Origin of the sequence: Streptomyces sp. MNU89 (genome assembly GCF_020982505.1) — a bacterium.
Lineage (GTDB): Bacteria > Actinomycetota > Actinomycetes > Streptomycetales > Streptomycetaceae > Streptomyces > Streptomyces xinghaiensis.
The window spans coordinates 3,697,742-3,712,740 of record NZ_JAJKLL010000001.1 but is presented as its reverse complement, the minus strand read 5'-3'; the positions used below and the strand labels follow the sequence as shown (position 1 = coordinate 3,712,740).

Genomic DNA, 14,999 nt, shown 5'->3' with positions numbered 1-14,999 from the left:
GAGTTGTGCACAGGCCCCACTTCGAAACGGATTTCCCCCTGTAACTACGTGGTCGTAGTAGTAGGGCCTGTGGAAACCGTGGATAACCCGCTTTTCGCAGCTCAGCAGCTGTTTTTTGTCCACGGGCCCTGTGGGCGGGACCGGTGGACAACTCACCGGTCCTGTGGACGGGGAAGAGTTCTGCACACGCCGTACACAGGGAAGGGCGGGTTCTCCCCAGCGGCGTCCCCAGTTTTACCCAGGTTCTGCACAGCCCAATCCGGCGCGTTGATGTGATGCAGTTCACTCTTGGCGGTGACGAGGGGTGTTGTGTTGCCGAACAGTGGACAACGGTGTGGAAAGGCTGTGCACAACAGGGCCTTCCCTGTGGGCGGACGGTGGACAACCGGGCCGCCGCGCGCAGGCCGGGCTGTTCCTCCACAGTCTGTGGAGACCGGATAGCCACAAGTCCACAGGCGCTTGACCTCCCGGTGCCGCCTTCACCGGAGGCCGGCTGTGGACAAGATCTGGACAACTTCCCTCTCCCCAGGGTGTGGACAGCTCATTTGCCCATCCGCTGTGGAGAACCGCCCTGCGGCGGCACGTATTCGAACAGTGCCGGGATGCGCGGAGCACGGCCGCCGGGACGTGTGTGCGGTGTACGCACGTCCCCGGGGAGCCGGAACCGGCCCGGAGACGCGCGGGGAGAGGCAACGGAGACGCGCACGGAGAGGCCACGGAAGGCCACGGAGAGGCGCGCCCCGAGCCGCGGGGCGCGCACCGTCCGGCCCGGCCCGGCGGCTCGGGGCCGGCACAGGCCGGGGAACGCCGAGGGCGCTCCCCGGAGCCGTACTCCCGGGAGCGCCCTCTCGTACCGCCGCGGCGGCCGCGCGGTCCGTCAGCTGTTCTTGATGCGGTTGGTGAGCTCCGTGACCTGGTTGTAGATCGAGCGCCGCTCGGCCATCAGCGCGCGGATCTTGCGGTCGGCGTGCATCACGGTCGTGTGGTCGCGTCCGCCGAACTGGGCGCCGATCTTCGGCAGGGAGAGATCCGTCAGCTCCCGGCAGAGATACATGGCGATCTGGCGGGCGGTCACGAGCACCCGGCTCCGGGACGAGCCGCAGAGATCCTCCACGGTGAGACCGAAGTAGGCGGCCGTCTCCGCCATGATGGCCGAGGCCGTGATTTCCGGTGCCGCGTCCTCGCCGCCCGGGATCAGGTCCTTGAGCACGATCTCCGTCAGCCCGAGATCCACGGGCTGACGGTTGAGACTGGCGAAGGCGGTCACCCGGATTAGCGCGCCCTCCAGCTCCCGGATGTTGCGGGAGATACGGGAGGCGATGAACTCCAGGACTTCCGGCGGGGCGTTGAGCTGTTCCTGGACGGCCTTCTTCCGGAGGATCGCGATCCGCGTCTCCAGCTCGGGCGGCTGCACATCCGTGATCAGGCCCCACTCGAAGCGGTTGCGGAGCCGGTCCTCCAGGGTGACGAGCTGCTTGGGCGGCCGGTCCGAGGAGAGGACGATCTGCTTGTTGGCGTTGTGCAGGGTGTTGAAGGTGTGGAAGAACTCCTCCTGCGTCGACTCCTTGCTCGCCAGGAACTGGATGTCGTCGACCAGCAGGATGTCCATGTCGCGGTAGCGCTTGCGGAACGCGTCCGCCTTGCCGTCGCGGATGGAGTTGATGAACTCGTTGGTGAACTCCTCGGAGCTCACGTAGCGCACCCGCGTGCCCGGGTAGAGGCTCCGCGCGTAGTGCCCGATGGCATGCAGCAAGTGGGTCTTGCCGAGCCCCGACTCCCCGTAGATGAACAGCGGGTTGTACGCCTTGGCCGGCGCCTCGGCGACCGCCACCGCGGCGGCGTGCGCGAAGCGGTTGGAGGCACCGATGACGAAGGTGTCGAAGAGGTACTTCGGGTTCAGCCGCGCGGTGGGCTCACCCGGGCCGGTCGCGGGCGCGGGCTGGGCGGCCAGCGGCCCGGGCGCCCCGCTCGGCGCGGGAAGCCCGGCCGGTCCGCCGGGGCCCCCGTGGCTCCGGCCGGCCGGCGGCTCGGGGAGATCGCGGTGCTGGGAGCCGTACGGCGGGCGGTCGGAGGCGCCGGACCGGTAGTCGCCCTGCTGTGGCACGGAGCGCTGGGGGTCCTCGTAGCGCTGCGGTTCGTCGTAGCGCTGCGACTCGTCGTAGTGCGGGGCGTCCTCGTAGCGGTGCGGGCGGCCCTGCTGCTGGTCCCCGTGCGGGGAGGCATAGGGGTCGCGCTCCGGGAAGCCGCCTGACCGGGGCGGGCGCCAGCCGTAGTCCTCGCGCGGCCGGGGCCAGGCGCCGGGCTCGGGGCGGCCCCGCTGGTAGTCCGGGTAGGCGGGACGGGCCGTGGGCAGGCCGTCGGCGGGCCGGCCGTAGCCGTCGTATCCGCCGTCGTAGTCGTAGACGTCCCGCTGCGGATCCGGGTGCTGCGGCTCCTCGTAGTGCTGGGGGTCCTCATAGCGCTGGGCCTGCTGCGGTACCGGGTTCTGCGCCGGGGCCGGCTCCGCTCCGCCGGCCCCGGCGGCGCTGACGGTTACCGCCAGGCGCACCGTCTGGTTGCACTCGCGGCTGAGGGCCTCACTGATCAGCGGTGAGAGCCGGCCTTCGAGGACGCCCTTGGCGTATTCATTGGGGACCGCGAGCACCGCGGTCCCGGCGATCAGGACGAGTGGCTGGCAGTCCTTCAGCCAGCGGCGGTCCTTGGCCTCGATGCCCTGGGCGTCGTCGCCGAGAAGCTGATCGAGGACGCGGGGCCACACCGCGGCAAGATCAGCAGGTACGTCAGCCACAAGGCACGCTCTCTCACTCACTGGGTGGGTGGCGCCGACGGATCCCACGGATGTGTGGTTCTCGGGGCGGGAGGGAAGAATCCGGAGTTCCGCCACGGTAGTCAGGCCGACGCGCGGGGTTCAAGTCGTTGTCCACAGGGTGTGTACAAATGTGCCATGCTCGGCCCGCCCGCCTTTCCACGGCCTCGCCCGCAGCCTCGCCCGGGGAGACGTGCGGGGGGACGGGCCGCGGCGCGAGGCGGGGCCCCGGTGCCCGGCGTGGACCCGGTTTGACCGGGTGACGTGGCCGCGCGTACCGTGAGCAGGTCGAGTTGTCGATGGCTGCTGCCGCCTGCCTCCGATGGGCGAAGATCGCTTGAGTGTCGATCATGCGGTGCACTCGGGCGTGTGCGAGCTACTCGTGGGCGCACGGTGACAGCCAGATGACGTCACGCAATACCCGAGTCCTAGTGGAGCCCCCGAGTGAGCAAGCGCACCTTCCAGCCGAACAACCGCCGCCGCGCGAAGACCCACGGCTTCCGGCTGCGTATGCGGACCCGTGCCGGCCGCGCGATCCTCGCGACCCGCCGCGCCAAGGGCCGCACGCGTCTGTCGGCCTGAGCAACCAGAGCTCAGGGTCCATGTCGTGCTGCCTACCGAGAATCGGCTGAGGCGGCGCGAGGACTTCGCCACCGCGGTACGCCGAGGGCGCCGGGCCGGTCGCCCGCTCCTCGTCGTGCACCTGCGCAACGGTTCAACCGACCCGCACGCGCCTGGGGAGAAGGTTCCCCCGGTGCGTGCGGGTTTCGTTGTCAGCAAGGCCGTCGGCGGGGCCGTGACCAGGAATCTGGTGAAGCGGCGGCTGCGGCACCTGATGCGGGAGCGGTTGTCCGCACTGCCCGCCGGTAGCCTGGTGGTCGTAAGGGCACTGCCCGGGGCGGGAACGGCCGGTCACCACGAGCTCACCCGCGATCTCGACGCCGCGCTGAGGCGGCTGCTGGGTGGGGCCGTCCATGGCAAGGCCGAGGAGAAGGCGGAGCGATGAAGTATCCGCTGCTCTGGTTGATCAAGCTCTATCAGTGGACCATCAGCCCGTTGCTGGGTCCGGTCTGCAAGTACTACCCGTCGTGTTCACACTATGGCTACGGGGCCATCCGGGTGCACGGCGCGGTGAAAGGGACGGCACTGACCGCCTGGCGCATCTTGCGCTGCAATCCGTGGTCGCCCGGTGGCGTCGACCACGTCCCTCCCCGGAAGCATCCGGTCTGGCACCAACGGCTGCGGAACCGGTGGAGTACTCACTCCGCCGGGGCGCCCGAGGGACAGCCCGAGACTCAGCCCAACGCCCAAGGAGCCTGATTCGTGGACACGATCCTCGGTCCTCTCTATATCGCCGTCTCCTGGATCATCGTCCAGTTCCACTCGCTGTACAGCCTTGTCTTCGACGAGAACAGCGGCTGGGCCTGGGGTCTGTCCATCGTGTCGCTGGTGGTGCTGATCCGTATCGCTCTGATCCCGCTCTTCGTGAAGCAGATCAAGGCGACGCGGAACATGCAGGTGCTCCAGCCGAAGATGAAGGCGATCCAGGAGCGCTACAAGAACGACAAGCAGCGCCAGTCCGAAGAGATGATGAAGCTCTACAAGGAGACGGGGACCAACCCGCTCTCGAGCTGCCTCCCGATTCTGGCGCAGTCGCCCTTCTTCCTCGCGCTCTACCAGGTCCTCAACAAGATCGCGAACAATGAAGCGGTCGGCGTCATGGGCAAGGAACTGGTCGGCAGCGCCCGTAACGCGCACATCTTCGGTGCTCCGATCGCGTCCAAGTTCATGGACAGCGCGGCCAAGGTCGAGAGTCTCGGTGCCACCCTCGCCGACGTCCGCGTGGTCACCGTCATCATGATCGTCCTGATGTCGGCCTCGCAGTTCTACACGCAGCGCCAGCTGATGACGAAGAACGTCGACCTGACGGTCAAGACGCCCTTCATGCAGCAGCAGAAGATGCTGATGTACATCTTCCCGGTCATGTTCGCCGTCTTCGGCATCAACTTCCCGGTCGGTGTCCTCGTCTACTGGCTGACCACCAACGTCTGGACCATGGGTCAGCAGATGTACGTGATCCAGCGCAACCCCACTCCGGGCAGCATCGCCTTCCAGCAGCGCCAGGAGAAACTGCGCGCCAAGGGCAAGCTCAAGGAGGACCCGGCCCAGGCCGAGGCCAAGCGGGCGGTCGAGGAGGCGCGGGCCAAGCGGCAGCAGCCGAAGCGGCAGCCCAAGGCGAAGCGCCAGGCGGCCATTCCCCAGGGACCCGCCAAGCCGGGTACGGGCAAGCAGCCGGCGGGCGGTGAGAAGGCCCAGGAGAAGCCCTCGCTGGAGAAGAAGCCGGCTCAGGGCGACCAGCAGAAGCAGTCCGGGGGCGCGTCCGCCTCCCGCACCACCAAGTCCGGACAGCGCAAGGGCCGGCAGCGGCCCAAGCACCCGACCAAGAAGTGAGGAGCCACCCAGTGACGGAGGGCACCACCGCCACCGACGGCGCCGACACCCTGACCCGCCTGGAGCAGGAGGGTGATATCGCGGCCGACTACCTCGAAGGTCTGCTGGACATCGCCGACCTCGATGGCGACATCGACATGGACGTCGAGGGCGACCGGGCAGCGGTGTCGATCATCAGCGACTCGACCAGCCGTGATCTGCAGAAGCTGGTCGGGCGGGACGGCGAGGTGCTGGAGGCGCTCCAGGAGCTGACACGCCTCGCCGTGCACCGCGAGACCGGCGACCGCAGCCGGCTGATGCTGGACATCGCGGGGTTCCGGGCCCGCAAGCGCGAGGAGCTCGCGGAACTCGGCGCGCGGGCCGCGGAAGAGGCGAAGGGCAGCGGAGAACCGGTCAAGCTGAAGCCGATGACCCCGTTCGAGCGCAAGGTCGTTCACGACGCCGTCGCCGCCGCGGGCCTCCGCAGCGAGTCGGAGGGCGAGGAACCCCAGCGCTGTGTCGTCGTTCTCCCGGTCTGACCACACGCGGATGTGTGCCCCGGCCCCGCCTGTTCGCAGGCGGGGCCGTACTTTGTGAGCCTTGCAAGCCGGCGTCCCGCCGGGCGTCATAGGTCCGGGCAGCGGTGCTCCGGAAACCCGAGGAAGGACGGTCCCGTGACCGAGGCAGCAGAGCTTCCCCCGGCACCTCCCGCCGCGCAGACGGTGTTCGGCGAGCGCCTCCCGGAAGCGGTCCGCTACGCCGAACTGCTCGCGGACGCGGGGGTGCGCCGCGGGCTGATCGGTCCCCGGGAAGTGCCCCGGCTCTGGGAACGGCATCTGCTGAACTGCGCGGTGCTCTCCGAGGCCGTACCCGAGGGGGTGACGGTCTGTGACGTGGGTTCCGGGGCGGGGCTGCCGGGCATCCCGCTGGCGCTCGTCCGTCCTGACCTGCGCATCACTCTGCTGGAACCGCTGTTGCGGCGGACCACTTTCCTGCAGGAGGTGGTGGAACTCCTGGGCCTCGACCATGTCACGGTGGTACGCGGGCGGGCCGAGGAGGTGCTGGGCTCCCTGCCACCCGTGCACGTGGTGACGGCGCGAGCCGTGGCACCACTGGACCGGTTGGCGGGATGGGGTGTTCCACTGCTGCGGCCGTACGGCGAAATGCTGGCCCTGAAGGGGGACACGGCAGAGGAGGAACTCAAGGGGGCCAGGGCGGCGCTGAGCAAACTCGGTGTCGTCCGGACCTCCGTGCTCCATGTCGGAGAGGGCGTGGTGGATCCCCTCTCCACGGTGGTGCGGGTCGAGGTCGGCGAGAGCCCCGGCGGTGTCCGCTTCGCCGCCAAACGGGCCAAGGCCGCGCGGGTTGCCAGGCCCTCACGGAGTACGCGAAGGCGGCGCTGAAACCGTCATTGCTCCATACAAGCTGCCAAAACCACCCAAATCGGAGTGTCGTTGCGCCCGGGGAACCCGGGCGCGTGCATCGTGTTTCACGTGAAACGTCGCTCCCTGTTGCATGGAATCATTAGTCGTGGCCGGGCCGCCGTGCCCCGCCACCACGCCACACCCGAGAAAGCGGCAACCGACCCACCGTCGGACTCGCCCCGGCGGCGGGTCCGGTTTTCCACAGAGGGGTCGTCCGAGGCGGATTCATCCACAGGAGAACGGACCTCGCTGGTTCATAACCCCGAAAGCATGGCAGGCTCTGTCTATCGCGAGCCAGAAGTCGAGGAGAGTGAATCCTTGCGGTCCGACGCCAATATCGCGGGACCGATGACCGATCCGGTCCCCGGTCCCCGTGCCGCTGAGCCCTCCCGGGGGGTGACCTCCGACACCCCGCCACCGGGGGTTGATGTTTCACGTGAAACGCCGCCCTCCCTGGACGGCGCCCCCATCGGCCGCGCCGCTCAACTTGCCGTCGAAGCTCTGGGGCGCGCCGGTGACGGTCTGCCGCGCCCCGAGCAGACCCGGGTCATGGTGGTGGCCAACCAGAAGGGTGGCGTGGGCAAGACCACCACCACGGTCAACCTCGCCGCATCGCTCGCTCTGCACGGGGCGCGGGTCCTGGTGGTCGACCTCGACCCGCAGGGAAACGCCTCAACCGCGCTTGGTGTCGACCACCATGCCGAGGTGCCCTCGGTGTATGACGTCCTGGTCGACAGCAAGCCCCTCTCCGATGTCGTGCAGCCCGTGCCCGATGTCGAGGGCCTTTTCTGCGCCCCTGCGACCATCGACCTGGCCGGCGCGGAGATCGAACTGGTCTCCCTGGTGGCCCGGGAGAGCCGGTTGCAACGCGCCATCCAGGCCTATGAACAGCCGCTGGACTACATCCTCATCGACTGTCCGCCGTCGCTCGGGCTGCTGACCGTGAACGCGCTCGTCGCGGGGGCCGAGGTTCTCATCCCCATCCAGTGCGAGTACTACGCGCTGGAAGGGCTGGGGCAGCTCCTGAGGAACGTCGAACTGGTGCGAGGGCACCTCAACCCCAAGCTCCATGTCTCCACCATCCTGCTCACGATGTACGACGGCCGGACACGGCTCGCCTCGCAGGTCGCGGACGAGGTGCGCAGCCACTTCGGCAACGAGGTCCTGCGGACCAGCATCCCGCGTTCCGTGCGGATCTCGGAGGCCCCCAGCTACGGTCAGACGGTCCTGACCTATGATCCCGGCTCCAGTGGTTCTCTCTCCTACCTCGAAGCGGCCCGGGAGATCGCGTTGCGCGGGGTCGGAGTCAACTATGAGGGTCACAACGCCCACACCATGGGCGGCAACGCTCAGCACGAACAGCACGGCAGGCCGGAGGGGACGCAGTGAGTGAACGACGCAGAGGTCTGGGCAGGGGGCTCGGCGCGCTGATCCCCGCCGCGCCTCAGGGAGGCGACCAGCCGGTCTCGGCGGTGTCCCAGGGGGCCACCTCCCCCACGGCGGTCCCGGTCCTCACCCAGGAGCGCGGTGTGGCGGCGGCCAGGGTGACCGCGCTGCCGCAGAACGGTGCCGATGAGAGCGCGGAGGATGTGCCCGCGGCGACCGAGGTGGTGGCCGAGCAGCCGGCCGGTGCCCATTTCGCGGAACTGCCCCTGGACTCGATCACCCCGAACCCGCGCCAGCCACGGGAGGTGTTCGACGAGGACGCCCTGGCCGAGCTGGTGACGTCCATCCAAGAGGTGGGGTTGCTGCAGCCCGTCGTGGTGCGGCAGGTGGCTCCGGAGCGCTACGAGCTCATCATGGGGGAGCGCCGGTGGCGTGCCTGCCGTGAGGCGGGCCTGGAGCGGATCCCGGCGATCGTCCGGGCCACCGAGGACGAGAAGCTGCTGCTGGACGCGCTGCTGGAGAACCTCCACCGGGCCCAGCTGAACCCTCTCGAAGAAGCGGCTGCCTACGATCAGCTGCTCAAGGATTTCGAGTGCACGCACGATCAGCTGGCGGACCGCATCGGCCGGTCCCGGCCTCAGGTGTCCAACACACTGCGGCTGCTCAAGCTCTCCACCCCTGTCCAGCGTCGTGTCGCCGCCGGAGTGCTGTCCGCCGGGCACGCACGGGCCCTGCTGTCCGTGGAGGACTCGGAGGAGCAGGACCGCCTCGCTCACCGGATCGTGGCCGAAGGGCTGTCGGTGCGGGCCGTCGAGGAGATCGTGACTCTTATGGGGTCCCGGCAGGACAGCGCGGTGAAGCCCAAGGGGCCGCGAGCGGGAAACCGGGTGTCCCCCGCGCTCACCCAGCTGGCCTCGCGGCTCTCCGACCGCTTCGAGACCCGGGTGAAGGTCGACCTCGGGCAGAAGAAGGGCAAGATCGTCGTGGAGTTCGCCTCCATAGAGGATCTGGAGAGGATCCTGGGGACGCTCGCTCCGGGAGAGGACCGGGTTCTGGAACTCGGCCCGGAGGCGGAAGCCGGGAGCGCCGAGGGCAGGTGAACCGAGGCACAGGGCGGGTCACGCGGGTGGTGACCCGCCCTGTGCTCTGCCTTCGGTCCGGATCGGAGGCAGGCTGGTTACGATGCCCGAGGACACGGCGGGCGCTCGGCTTCGCTATCCGCGGGGAGCGCGTGGGACCGACGTGAGCCGCGCTCGAAGTGGTGGAGGGCGGGAGCGAAAGTGAGGAGCAGACTTCATGGGTCGTCGGCTCGTACCGCTCACCCTGGACAACCTTCCGGACGTTCCCAAGCGCTGCCGTACCTGCGTCTTCTGGGAGCTCGATCCGGTCAGTGGTGAGGCCGCGGTCCAGGCCGGCCGGCCGGAGTTGGAGAAGGAGGCCTGGATCTCCGCTGTCCTGCTGGAGTGGGGATCCTGCGGTCGCGTTCTCTACGTCGACGAGGTTCCCGCGGGCTTCGTTCTCTATGCGCCGCCCGCGTATGTGCCGCGGTCGACGGCCTTTCCGACAAGCCCGGTAGCCGCGGACGCCGTCCAGCTGATGACGGCCTCGATCATGCCGGGCTATCAGGGCCAAGGGCTGGGACGGGTCCTCGTCCAGACCGTCGCGAAGGACGTGCTGAGAAGGGGCTTCAAGGCGATTGAGGCCTTCGGTGACGCCCGCTGGACGGAACCGGCCTGCGTCCTGCCTGCGGACCACCTCCTGGCCGTCGGCTTCAAGACTGTGCGGCCGCATCCCCGCTACCCACGGCTGCGGCTGGAATTGAGGACGACGCTCTCCTGGAAGGAGGACGTCGAGATGGCGCTGGACCGCCTGCTCGGTGCGGTGCAGAAGGAACCGGCACTCCGACCGCTGTAGCTCTCTTCTCGGATGGTTCTCCCGTATCGGACGGATCTCCGGTGCCGGGGGTCACGAAGCGGAGAAGGAACAGGGCCTGCCCCCTTGAGAGGGCAGGCCCTGTTTCACGTGAAACCGGTGTGTCAGCCGATGAAGGGCTCCAGGTCGCGCACGATCGCCGCCTTCGGCTTGGCACCGACGATCGTCTTGGCGACTTCGCCACCCTGGTAGACATTGAGCGTCGGAATCGACATGACGCCGTACTTGGCGGCCGTCGCCGGGTTCTCGTCGATGTTCAGCTTCACGATCTCGATCTTGTCCCCGTGCTCCGCGGCGATGGCCTCAAGGGAGGGGGCGATCTGACGGCACGGACCGCACCAGGCGGCCCAGAAGTCCACGAGAACGGGCTTCTCGCTCTTGAGAACCTCTTCATCGAAGTTCGCGTCGGTCACATTCTTGAGGGCGCCGGCCATGGCGATCTCCTAGCTTTCTCGGGAGGGTAAGTGGGATGGTCAGACGGTGGCCGCGGCGGTCTTCTCCGGCTCCGGGGTGTGCTCAGCGGAGGTGTCGGAGAGGGCGGCGAGGTAGCGCTCGGCGTCCAGGGCGGCGGAGCAGCCGGTCCCGGCGGCCGTGATGGCCTGGCGGTACGTGTGGTCGACGACGTCGCCGGCGGCGAAGACACCGGGGAGGTTGGTGTGCGTGGAGGGGGCGTCGACGGTGAGGTAACCCTCGTCGTCCAAGTTCAGCTGTCCGGTGAAGAGCTCCGTGCGGGGGTCGTGGCCGACGGCGATGAAGAGGCCGGTGACGGGAAGCTCGCGGGTTTCGCCGGTCTTGGTGGAGCGCAGGGTGACGCCGGTGAGCTTCGGGTCGCCGTGGATCTCGGCGACCTCGCTGTCGTAGGCGAAGGTGATCTTCGGGTCGGCGAAGGCCCGCTCCTGCATCGCCCGGGATGCACGCAGTGTGTCGCGGCGGTGGATGACGGTGACGGACTTGGCGAACCGGGAGAGGAAGGTCGCTTCCTCCATCGCGGTGTCGCCGCCGCCGACCACGGCGATGTCCTGGTCCTTGAAGAAGAACCCGTCGCAGGTGGCGCACCAGGAGACACCGCGCCCGGAGAGTTCGTCCTCGCGCGGCAGCCCGAGCTTGCGGTGCTGGGAGCCGGTGGCGATGATGACCGCGCGAGCCTTGTGGACAGTGCCGGCGGAGTCGGTGACCGTCTTGATGTCCCCGGTCAGGTCGACAGCCGTAACGTCATCGGGAATGAGCTCGGCGCCGAAACGCTCCGACTGGGCCCGCATGTTGTCCATGAGGTCCGGGCCCATGATGCCGTCGCGGAAGCCGGGGAAGTTCTCCACATCGGTGGTGTTCATCAGCGCACCACCGGCGGTGACCGCCCCTTCGAAGACCAAGGGCTTCAACGAGGCCCGCGCGGTGTAGAGCGCCGCGGTGTACCCCGCCGGCCCGGAGCCGATAATGATCACGTTACGGACGTCGCTCACGGGTGTCTTCCTCGTCTCTGCTGACTGCTGTCCAGGGGTCAATCAGGGGCCCGTTCCGGAGTCCCACCCCACCCAACGGATCCTAGACGGCAGGCATTCCCACTGCTGACCCCGTGGGTTTCCAGGGGTCAGTGTCGGGCATAGACGCGGTTCAGAAGGACGTCGCCACGCGGCTCCGCGGTGGTGATACACGAGGAGTCGACGACGTAGGCGTCCACCCTGTCCTCATCCACGCGGTGGGGCAGGACGACGACGTAGACCCGCTTGCCCTCAAAGGTGCTCTCCCCCGCGGCCAGTGGTTCCGCCTGAGGATCGATGCCGTTCCGTATGCACGGAGGCAGCACCACATCGGCTCCGCTCAACGGCTGAGCAGGGCTCGACTGGGCTCCGAGCGTATCCGGCTCTGTGGTGGAGGGGTTCTCCGCCAGACCTTCCCGGCTCTCGCGGCCCTCGTCGAGCAGGCTCCGTACCTTGCTCTCCAAGGTCGCGGCGCTCAGCCCCGCCTCTTCGCTCTTCGTGTCGGAGGAGGTTTCGCCCGCGGCAGCTGCATCACCCTGCTGGGAGGAGCCCATGGACTGGACGAGGGCCGCACCGCCGACTCCCAGACCCAGGACACAGGCCACGCCGAGGGCCGCCGTCCGCCAGCGGCGCCGTCCGCCGGCCTGCCGTCCGGGACCCGTGCTGCCGTGGGGCCGCGTCCGCCGTCCGCCCGGACGCCTGAGCGGCGACCGGTCCTGCTCTGTTTCACGTGAAACAGGGGAGGGAGCGAGGGAGGCCGTTTCACGTGAAACGGTGCCGGGGGCGTTCGCATCGAGAAGGGACTCCGCGGCGATCGCCGCGTCGATCCGGCTTGCCACGTCGGCGGGCATGCGGGACGGCCCCGGCAGGGTGCCCAGCAGATCGCGGATCTCCTCCAGGGAGACCCGCACCTCCGTACAGAGATCGCAGTCATTGAGATGGCCGCGGACAGCGGAGGTGCGCTCCGGGGGCAGCACTCCTTCCGTGAGTGCGGAGATCTCCGCAACGTCCGGATGCTGGTCCGTGTCGATCGTGGATGTCACGCCCGCCTGCCTCCCTTCACGGCATCTGGATCCCGCGGTGGTGCCGCCGGTGGGACGGATGTCCTCGGCGCACGGTTCCTTCCCTTATTCGAATCCGTACTACCGCTTTCGCCACCGCGGAGATGGGAGAGCAGGGGGAGCAGGCGGGCCCGGCCACGGGCACACCGGCTCTTGACGGTTCCGCTGGGAACACCGAGAACCCGGGCGGCTTCTGCCACGGGGTACCCCTGCATGTCGACGAGCACCAGGGCGGCGCGCTGTTCCGGGGGCAGGGTGCCCAGGGCCTGCAGGAGTTCGCGGTGCAGATCCCCCCGCTCGGCGGGTGCGGAGGCCGATTCGTGGGGCTCCAGGAGTTGCTCCAGCCGCTCGGTCTCGGCGACCGGGGACGTTCTGCGGGAAGCGGTCTTGCGGGCCCGGTCCAGACAGGCGTTGACGGTGATGCGGTGAAGCCAGGTCGTGACGGCCGACTGGCCGCGGAAGGTGTGTGCGGCCCGGTAGGCCGAGACGAGGGCGTCCTGGACCGCGTCGGCGGCTTCCTCGCGGTCCCCGAGGGTCCGGAGCGCCACCGCCCACAGACGGTCACGGTGGCGTCGGACGATCTCTCCGAAGGCTTCCTGATCGCCGGCGATGTGTCGTGCGAGGAGATCCTTGTCGGTCATGGAGCCGCGCATGGCGTCGTCCACGTCGGGCCCTCCCCTCCGCCTCGGCTCCGGCTCAGCCTGTCACAGTGATCTCGGAAATACCGCCCCGGAACTGGTTCGCCGAACCGTCGTGCGGCAGCTCCGTGATGTGGATGAGTACGTACCGGGTCCGGACGGGCTTGCCGGTGCTTATCCTCAGTTCACTGCCGGCCTGCTCCCGCTTGCTGAGTTGCTCGGAGAAGTCGTCCAGTGAGGCGGGGGCGGAGGCGGATTCCGGGGCCGCCAGCACCTGAGCCGTCTGACCGCTGCGGTACATCCCCACCCGGACACCGGTCACGGCCTGCACACTGCCGAGATCGACGATGAGCCCACTGCCGTCCTTGCGGTTCGCGAGATTTCCGAAGTTGGCATAGCCCTTGTAGTGGGGAGTCACCCACGCGGTGCCCGGATCGCCGTCCACGGCGTTGGGCACCTTGCCGGCGGCCACGGGCGAGCCCAGGGGTGAGAACTCGGTCGCGGCCGAGATCTTCAAGGGGGTCGCCTTCTCCTTCTGCTGCGGTTTCTCCTCGGGTTCGCCGCCCTGGGCCAGGTCGGCATCGCCGGGCGCGCGCTGGTCGCGGTTCATCAGGGTGTCCGCGACCTGCCAGCTGCCGAGACCGAGCGCGGTGATCAGCAGGGCCGAGACGGTCCACTTCAGTGCCTTGCCCGTCCGGCTGTGCAGCGGCGGCGGAGGAGGCGGCGGGACGGGCTGGGCCGCCGGCGCCATACCGTTCCTGGAGGAAGTCTGCGGGTAGGCGGCCGGTGGCTGGTACGAGCCGGGCTGATAGGCCGGGGTGGCGAAGGAGGGCTCCGGGGGCCGGATGCGGGGAAGCGCCGCGACGGCCTTGCAGAGTTCTTCCGGGGTGGTGCACGGCTGCTCCAGGCGGAGCGGTGTGGAGCCGTTGTTGACCAGGGCCCGCATCGCGATGTCCGAGAGCCCGCGGTGGACCCCGGCCCGCACCTGGTCGGGAGCGATGAGCCCCGTTCCTCTGGGCAGTCCCGGCAGACCGTAGGCGTCTTCCTCGTACGGCCAGCGCTGGGTGAGGGAGGCGTAGAGGAGGGCGCCGATCGCCTCGGTGTCGTCGCGCTGGGGGTGCTGGGAACTGATGCCGCGCAGGGCGGCCATCACGGCCAGTCCCCGGATCCGGTACTGGCCGGAGTGGGTGCGCAGAACACAGCCGGGGGTGAGCCGCAAGTGGGCGAGACCTTCGCGGTGCGCGGCGGCCATGGCCTGGGACACCTGGGTCACGAGCTGGTAGGAGTCGTGCGGTTCCAGCGGGCCGGCGGCGAGGACGGCGGTCAGTTCGGTGGCATCGGGCAGCCATTCGTGAACGACATAGACCAGGTCGTTCTCCTCGACGGCGTCGAGGACCTGGACGAAGCGGGGGTCGCCCAGCAGGGCGGCGGAGCGCGCGGCGGCGAGGACGGGCCGGGCGCGCGGGTGGTCGGCGGGCAGCACATGCACGCCGACCGCGCGGCGGAGCTTCTCGTCCACGGCACGCCAGCTGCTGAAGCCGTCCAGACGGGTGAGGCACTCCTCCAGCCGGTAGCGCCCGGCGAGCTTGTGCCCGCTGTGCAGTTCGGGAGGGTCGACATCGGCCACGGACGCCGGCCGTGGTCTCGCCGCGTTCCTGGGGCCGGTGTCGGTGCGGGCGGCGTCCGTGTCCGCCGTGCCGGTCGTGTTCTGGGCTTTCACCTCGTCGGCGTTGGCATCTCCCGCCTGGGCGGTCAGCGGGTCCTCGCCGCTGTTGTCTGCCACGTCGACGGCAGCCGTGCTCCGTTCCGCCACCGTCGTTCCTGCCTCCCCATCCGTTGCACGC

15 protein-coding genes are annotated in these 14,999 nt (G+C 69.0%); 9 read left to right on the top strand and 6 right to left on the bottom strand.

Annotation, left to right across the window (positions count from 1 at the left end):
• Positions 1-877: 877 nt before the first annotated feature.
• Positions 878-2,788 carry a chromosomal replication initiator protein DnaA gene (gene dnaA, locus E4N63_RS15975; RefSeq protein ID WP_308188700.1) on the bottom strand — a complete coding sequence of 637 codons (1,911 nt, stop codon included), beginning with the start codon at positions 2,786-2,788 and terminating at the stop codon, positions 878-880.
• Between the two features lie 462 nt (positions 2,789-3,250).
• Here dnaA and rpmH point away from each other — a divergent pair, with 462 nt between their 5' ends.
• The 9 genes from rpmH to E4N63_RS15930 all read left to right on the top strand — a co-directional run bounded on the left by rpmH (position 3,251) and on the right by E4N63_RS15930 (position 9,960).
• Entirely contained in the window at positions 3,251-3,388 is a 138-nt protein-coding gene (gene rpmH, locus E4N63_RS15970; RefSeq protein WP_019707372.1) for a 50S ribosomal protein L34, read from the top strand.
• 25 nt (positions 3,389-3,413) lie between these two features.
• The gene (gene rnpA / locus E4N63_RS15965) at positions 3,414-3,812 is read left to right on the top strand and encodes a ribonuclease P protein component (protein WP_125623986.1); all 399 of its coding nucleotides are present in this window, start codon (positions 3,414-3,416) and stop codon (positions 3,810-3,812) included.
• Entirely contained in the window at positions 3,809-4,126 is a 318-nt protein-coding gene (gene yidD, locus E4N63_RS15960; RefSeq protein ID WP_125623985.1) for a membrane protein insertion efficiency factor YidD, read from the top strand. Before rnpA ends, yidD begins: the two co-directional genes overlap by 4 nt.
• Positions 4,127-4,129: 3 nt before the next feature.
• Positions 4,130-5,257: a membrane protein insertase YidC gene (gene yidC / locus E4N63_RS15955; protein ID WP_125623984.1), complete on the top strand. Its 1,128-nt coding sequence runs from the start codon at positions 4,130-4,132 to the stop codon at positions 5,255-5,257.
• Positions 5,258-5,268: 11 nt separating this feature from the next.
• On the top strand, positions 5,269-5,775 hold the full coding sequence (locus tag E4N63_RS15950; protein ID WP_125623983.1) for a R3H domain-containing nucleic acid-binding protein: 507 nt from the start codon (positions 5,269-5,271) through the stop codon (positions 5,773-5,775).
• 135 nt (positions 5,776-5,910) lie between these two features.
• A complete protein-coding gene (rsmG, locus tag E4N63_RS15945) occupies positions 5,911-6,639 on the top strand; it encodes a 16S rRNA (guanine(527)-N(7))-methyltransferase RsmG (RefSeq protein ID WP_125623982.1) in 729 nt (242 codons plus the stop codon).
• Positions 6,640-6,930: 291 nt separating this feature from the next.
• Positions 6,931-8,049, top strand: a complete 1,119-nt coding sequence (locus E4N63_RS15940) for a ParA family protein (protein WP_125623981.1) — start codon at positions 6,931-6,933, stop codon at positions 8,047-8,049.
• Positions 8,046-9,146: a ParB/RepB/Spo0J family partition protein gene (locus E4N63_RS15935; RefSeq protein WP_125623980.1), complete on the top strand. Its 1,101-nt coding sequence runs from the start codon at positions 8,046-8,048 to the stop codon at positions 9,144-9,146. The genes E4N63_RS15940 and E4N63_RS15935 overlap by 4 nt, the downstream gene beginning before the upstream one ends.
• A gap of 196 nt (positions 9,147-9,342) precedes the next feature.
• Entirely contained in the window at positions 9,343-9,960 is a 618-nt protein-coding gene (locus E4N63_RS15930) for a GNAT family N-acetyltransferase (RefSeq protein WP_125623979.1), read from the top strand.
• A 122-nt stretch (positions 9,961-10,082) separates the two neighbouring features.
• On the opposite strand, the gene trxA is transcribed toward E4N63_RS15930, so the two are convergent.
• From trxA to E4N63_RS15905, 5 genes are all read right to left on the bottom strand, one after another.
• The gene (gene trxA, locus E4N63_RS15925; RefSeq protein WP_043464439.1) at positions 10,083-10,412 is read right to left on the bottom strand and encodes a thioredoxin; all 330 of its coding nucleotides are present in this window, start codon (positions 10,410-10,412) and stop codon (positions 10,083-10,085) included.
• 39 nt (positions 10,413-10,451) lie between these two features.
• On the bottom strand, positions 10,452-11,438 hold the full coding sequence (gene trxB / locus E4N63_RS15920; protein ID WP_125623978.1) for a thioredoxin-disulfide reductase: 987 nt from the start codon (positions 11,436-11,438) through the stop codon (positions 10,452-10,454).
• A gap of 128 nt (positions 11,439-11,566) precedes the next feature.
• Positions 11,567-12,499 (bottom strand): hypothetical protein, encoded by a 933-nt coding sequence (locus E4N63_RS15915; protein WP_230241006.1) that lies wholly within the window; start codon positions 12,497-12,499, stop codon positions 11,567-11,569.
• The gene (sigM, locus tag E4N63_RS15910; RefSeq protein WP_230242507.1) at positions 12,496-13,170 is read right to left on the bottom strand and encodes an RNA polymerase sigma factor SigM; all 675 of its coding nucleotides are present in this window, start codon (positions 13,168-13,170) and stop codon (positions 12,496-12,498) included. Before sigM ends, E4N63_RS15915 begins: the two co-directional genes overlap by 4 nt.
• A 43-nt stretch (positions 13,171-13,213) precedes the next feature.
• Positions 13,214-14,968, bottom strand: a complete 1,755-nt coding sequence (locus E4N63_RS15905) for a protein kinase family protein (protein ID WP_230241005.1) — start codon at positions 14,966-14,968, stop codon at positions 13,214-13,216.
• Positions 14,969-14,999 lie beyond the last annotated feature (31 nt).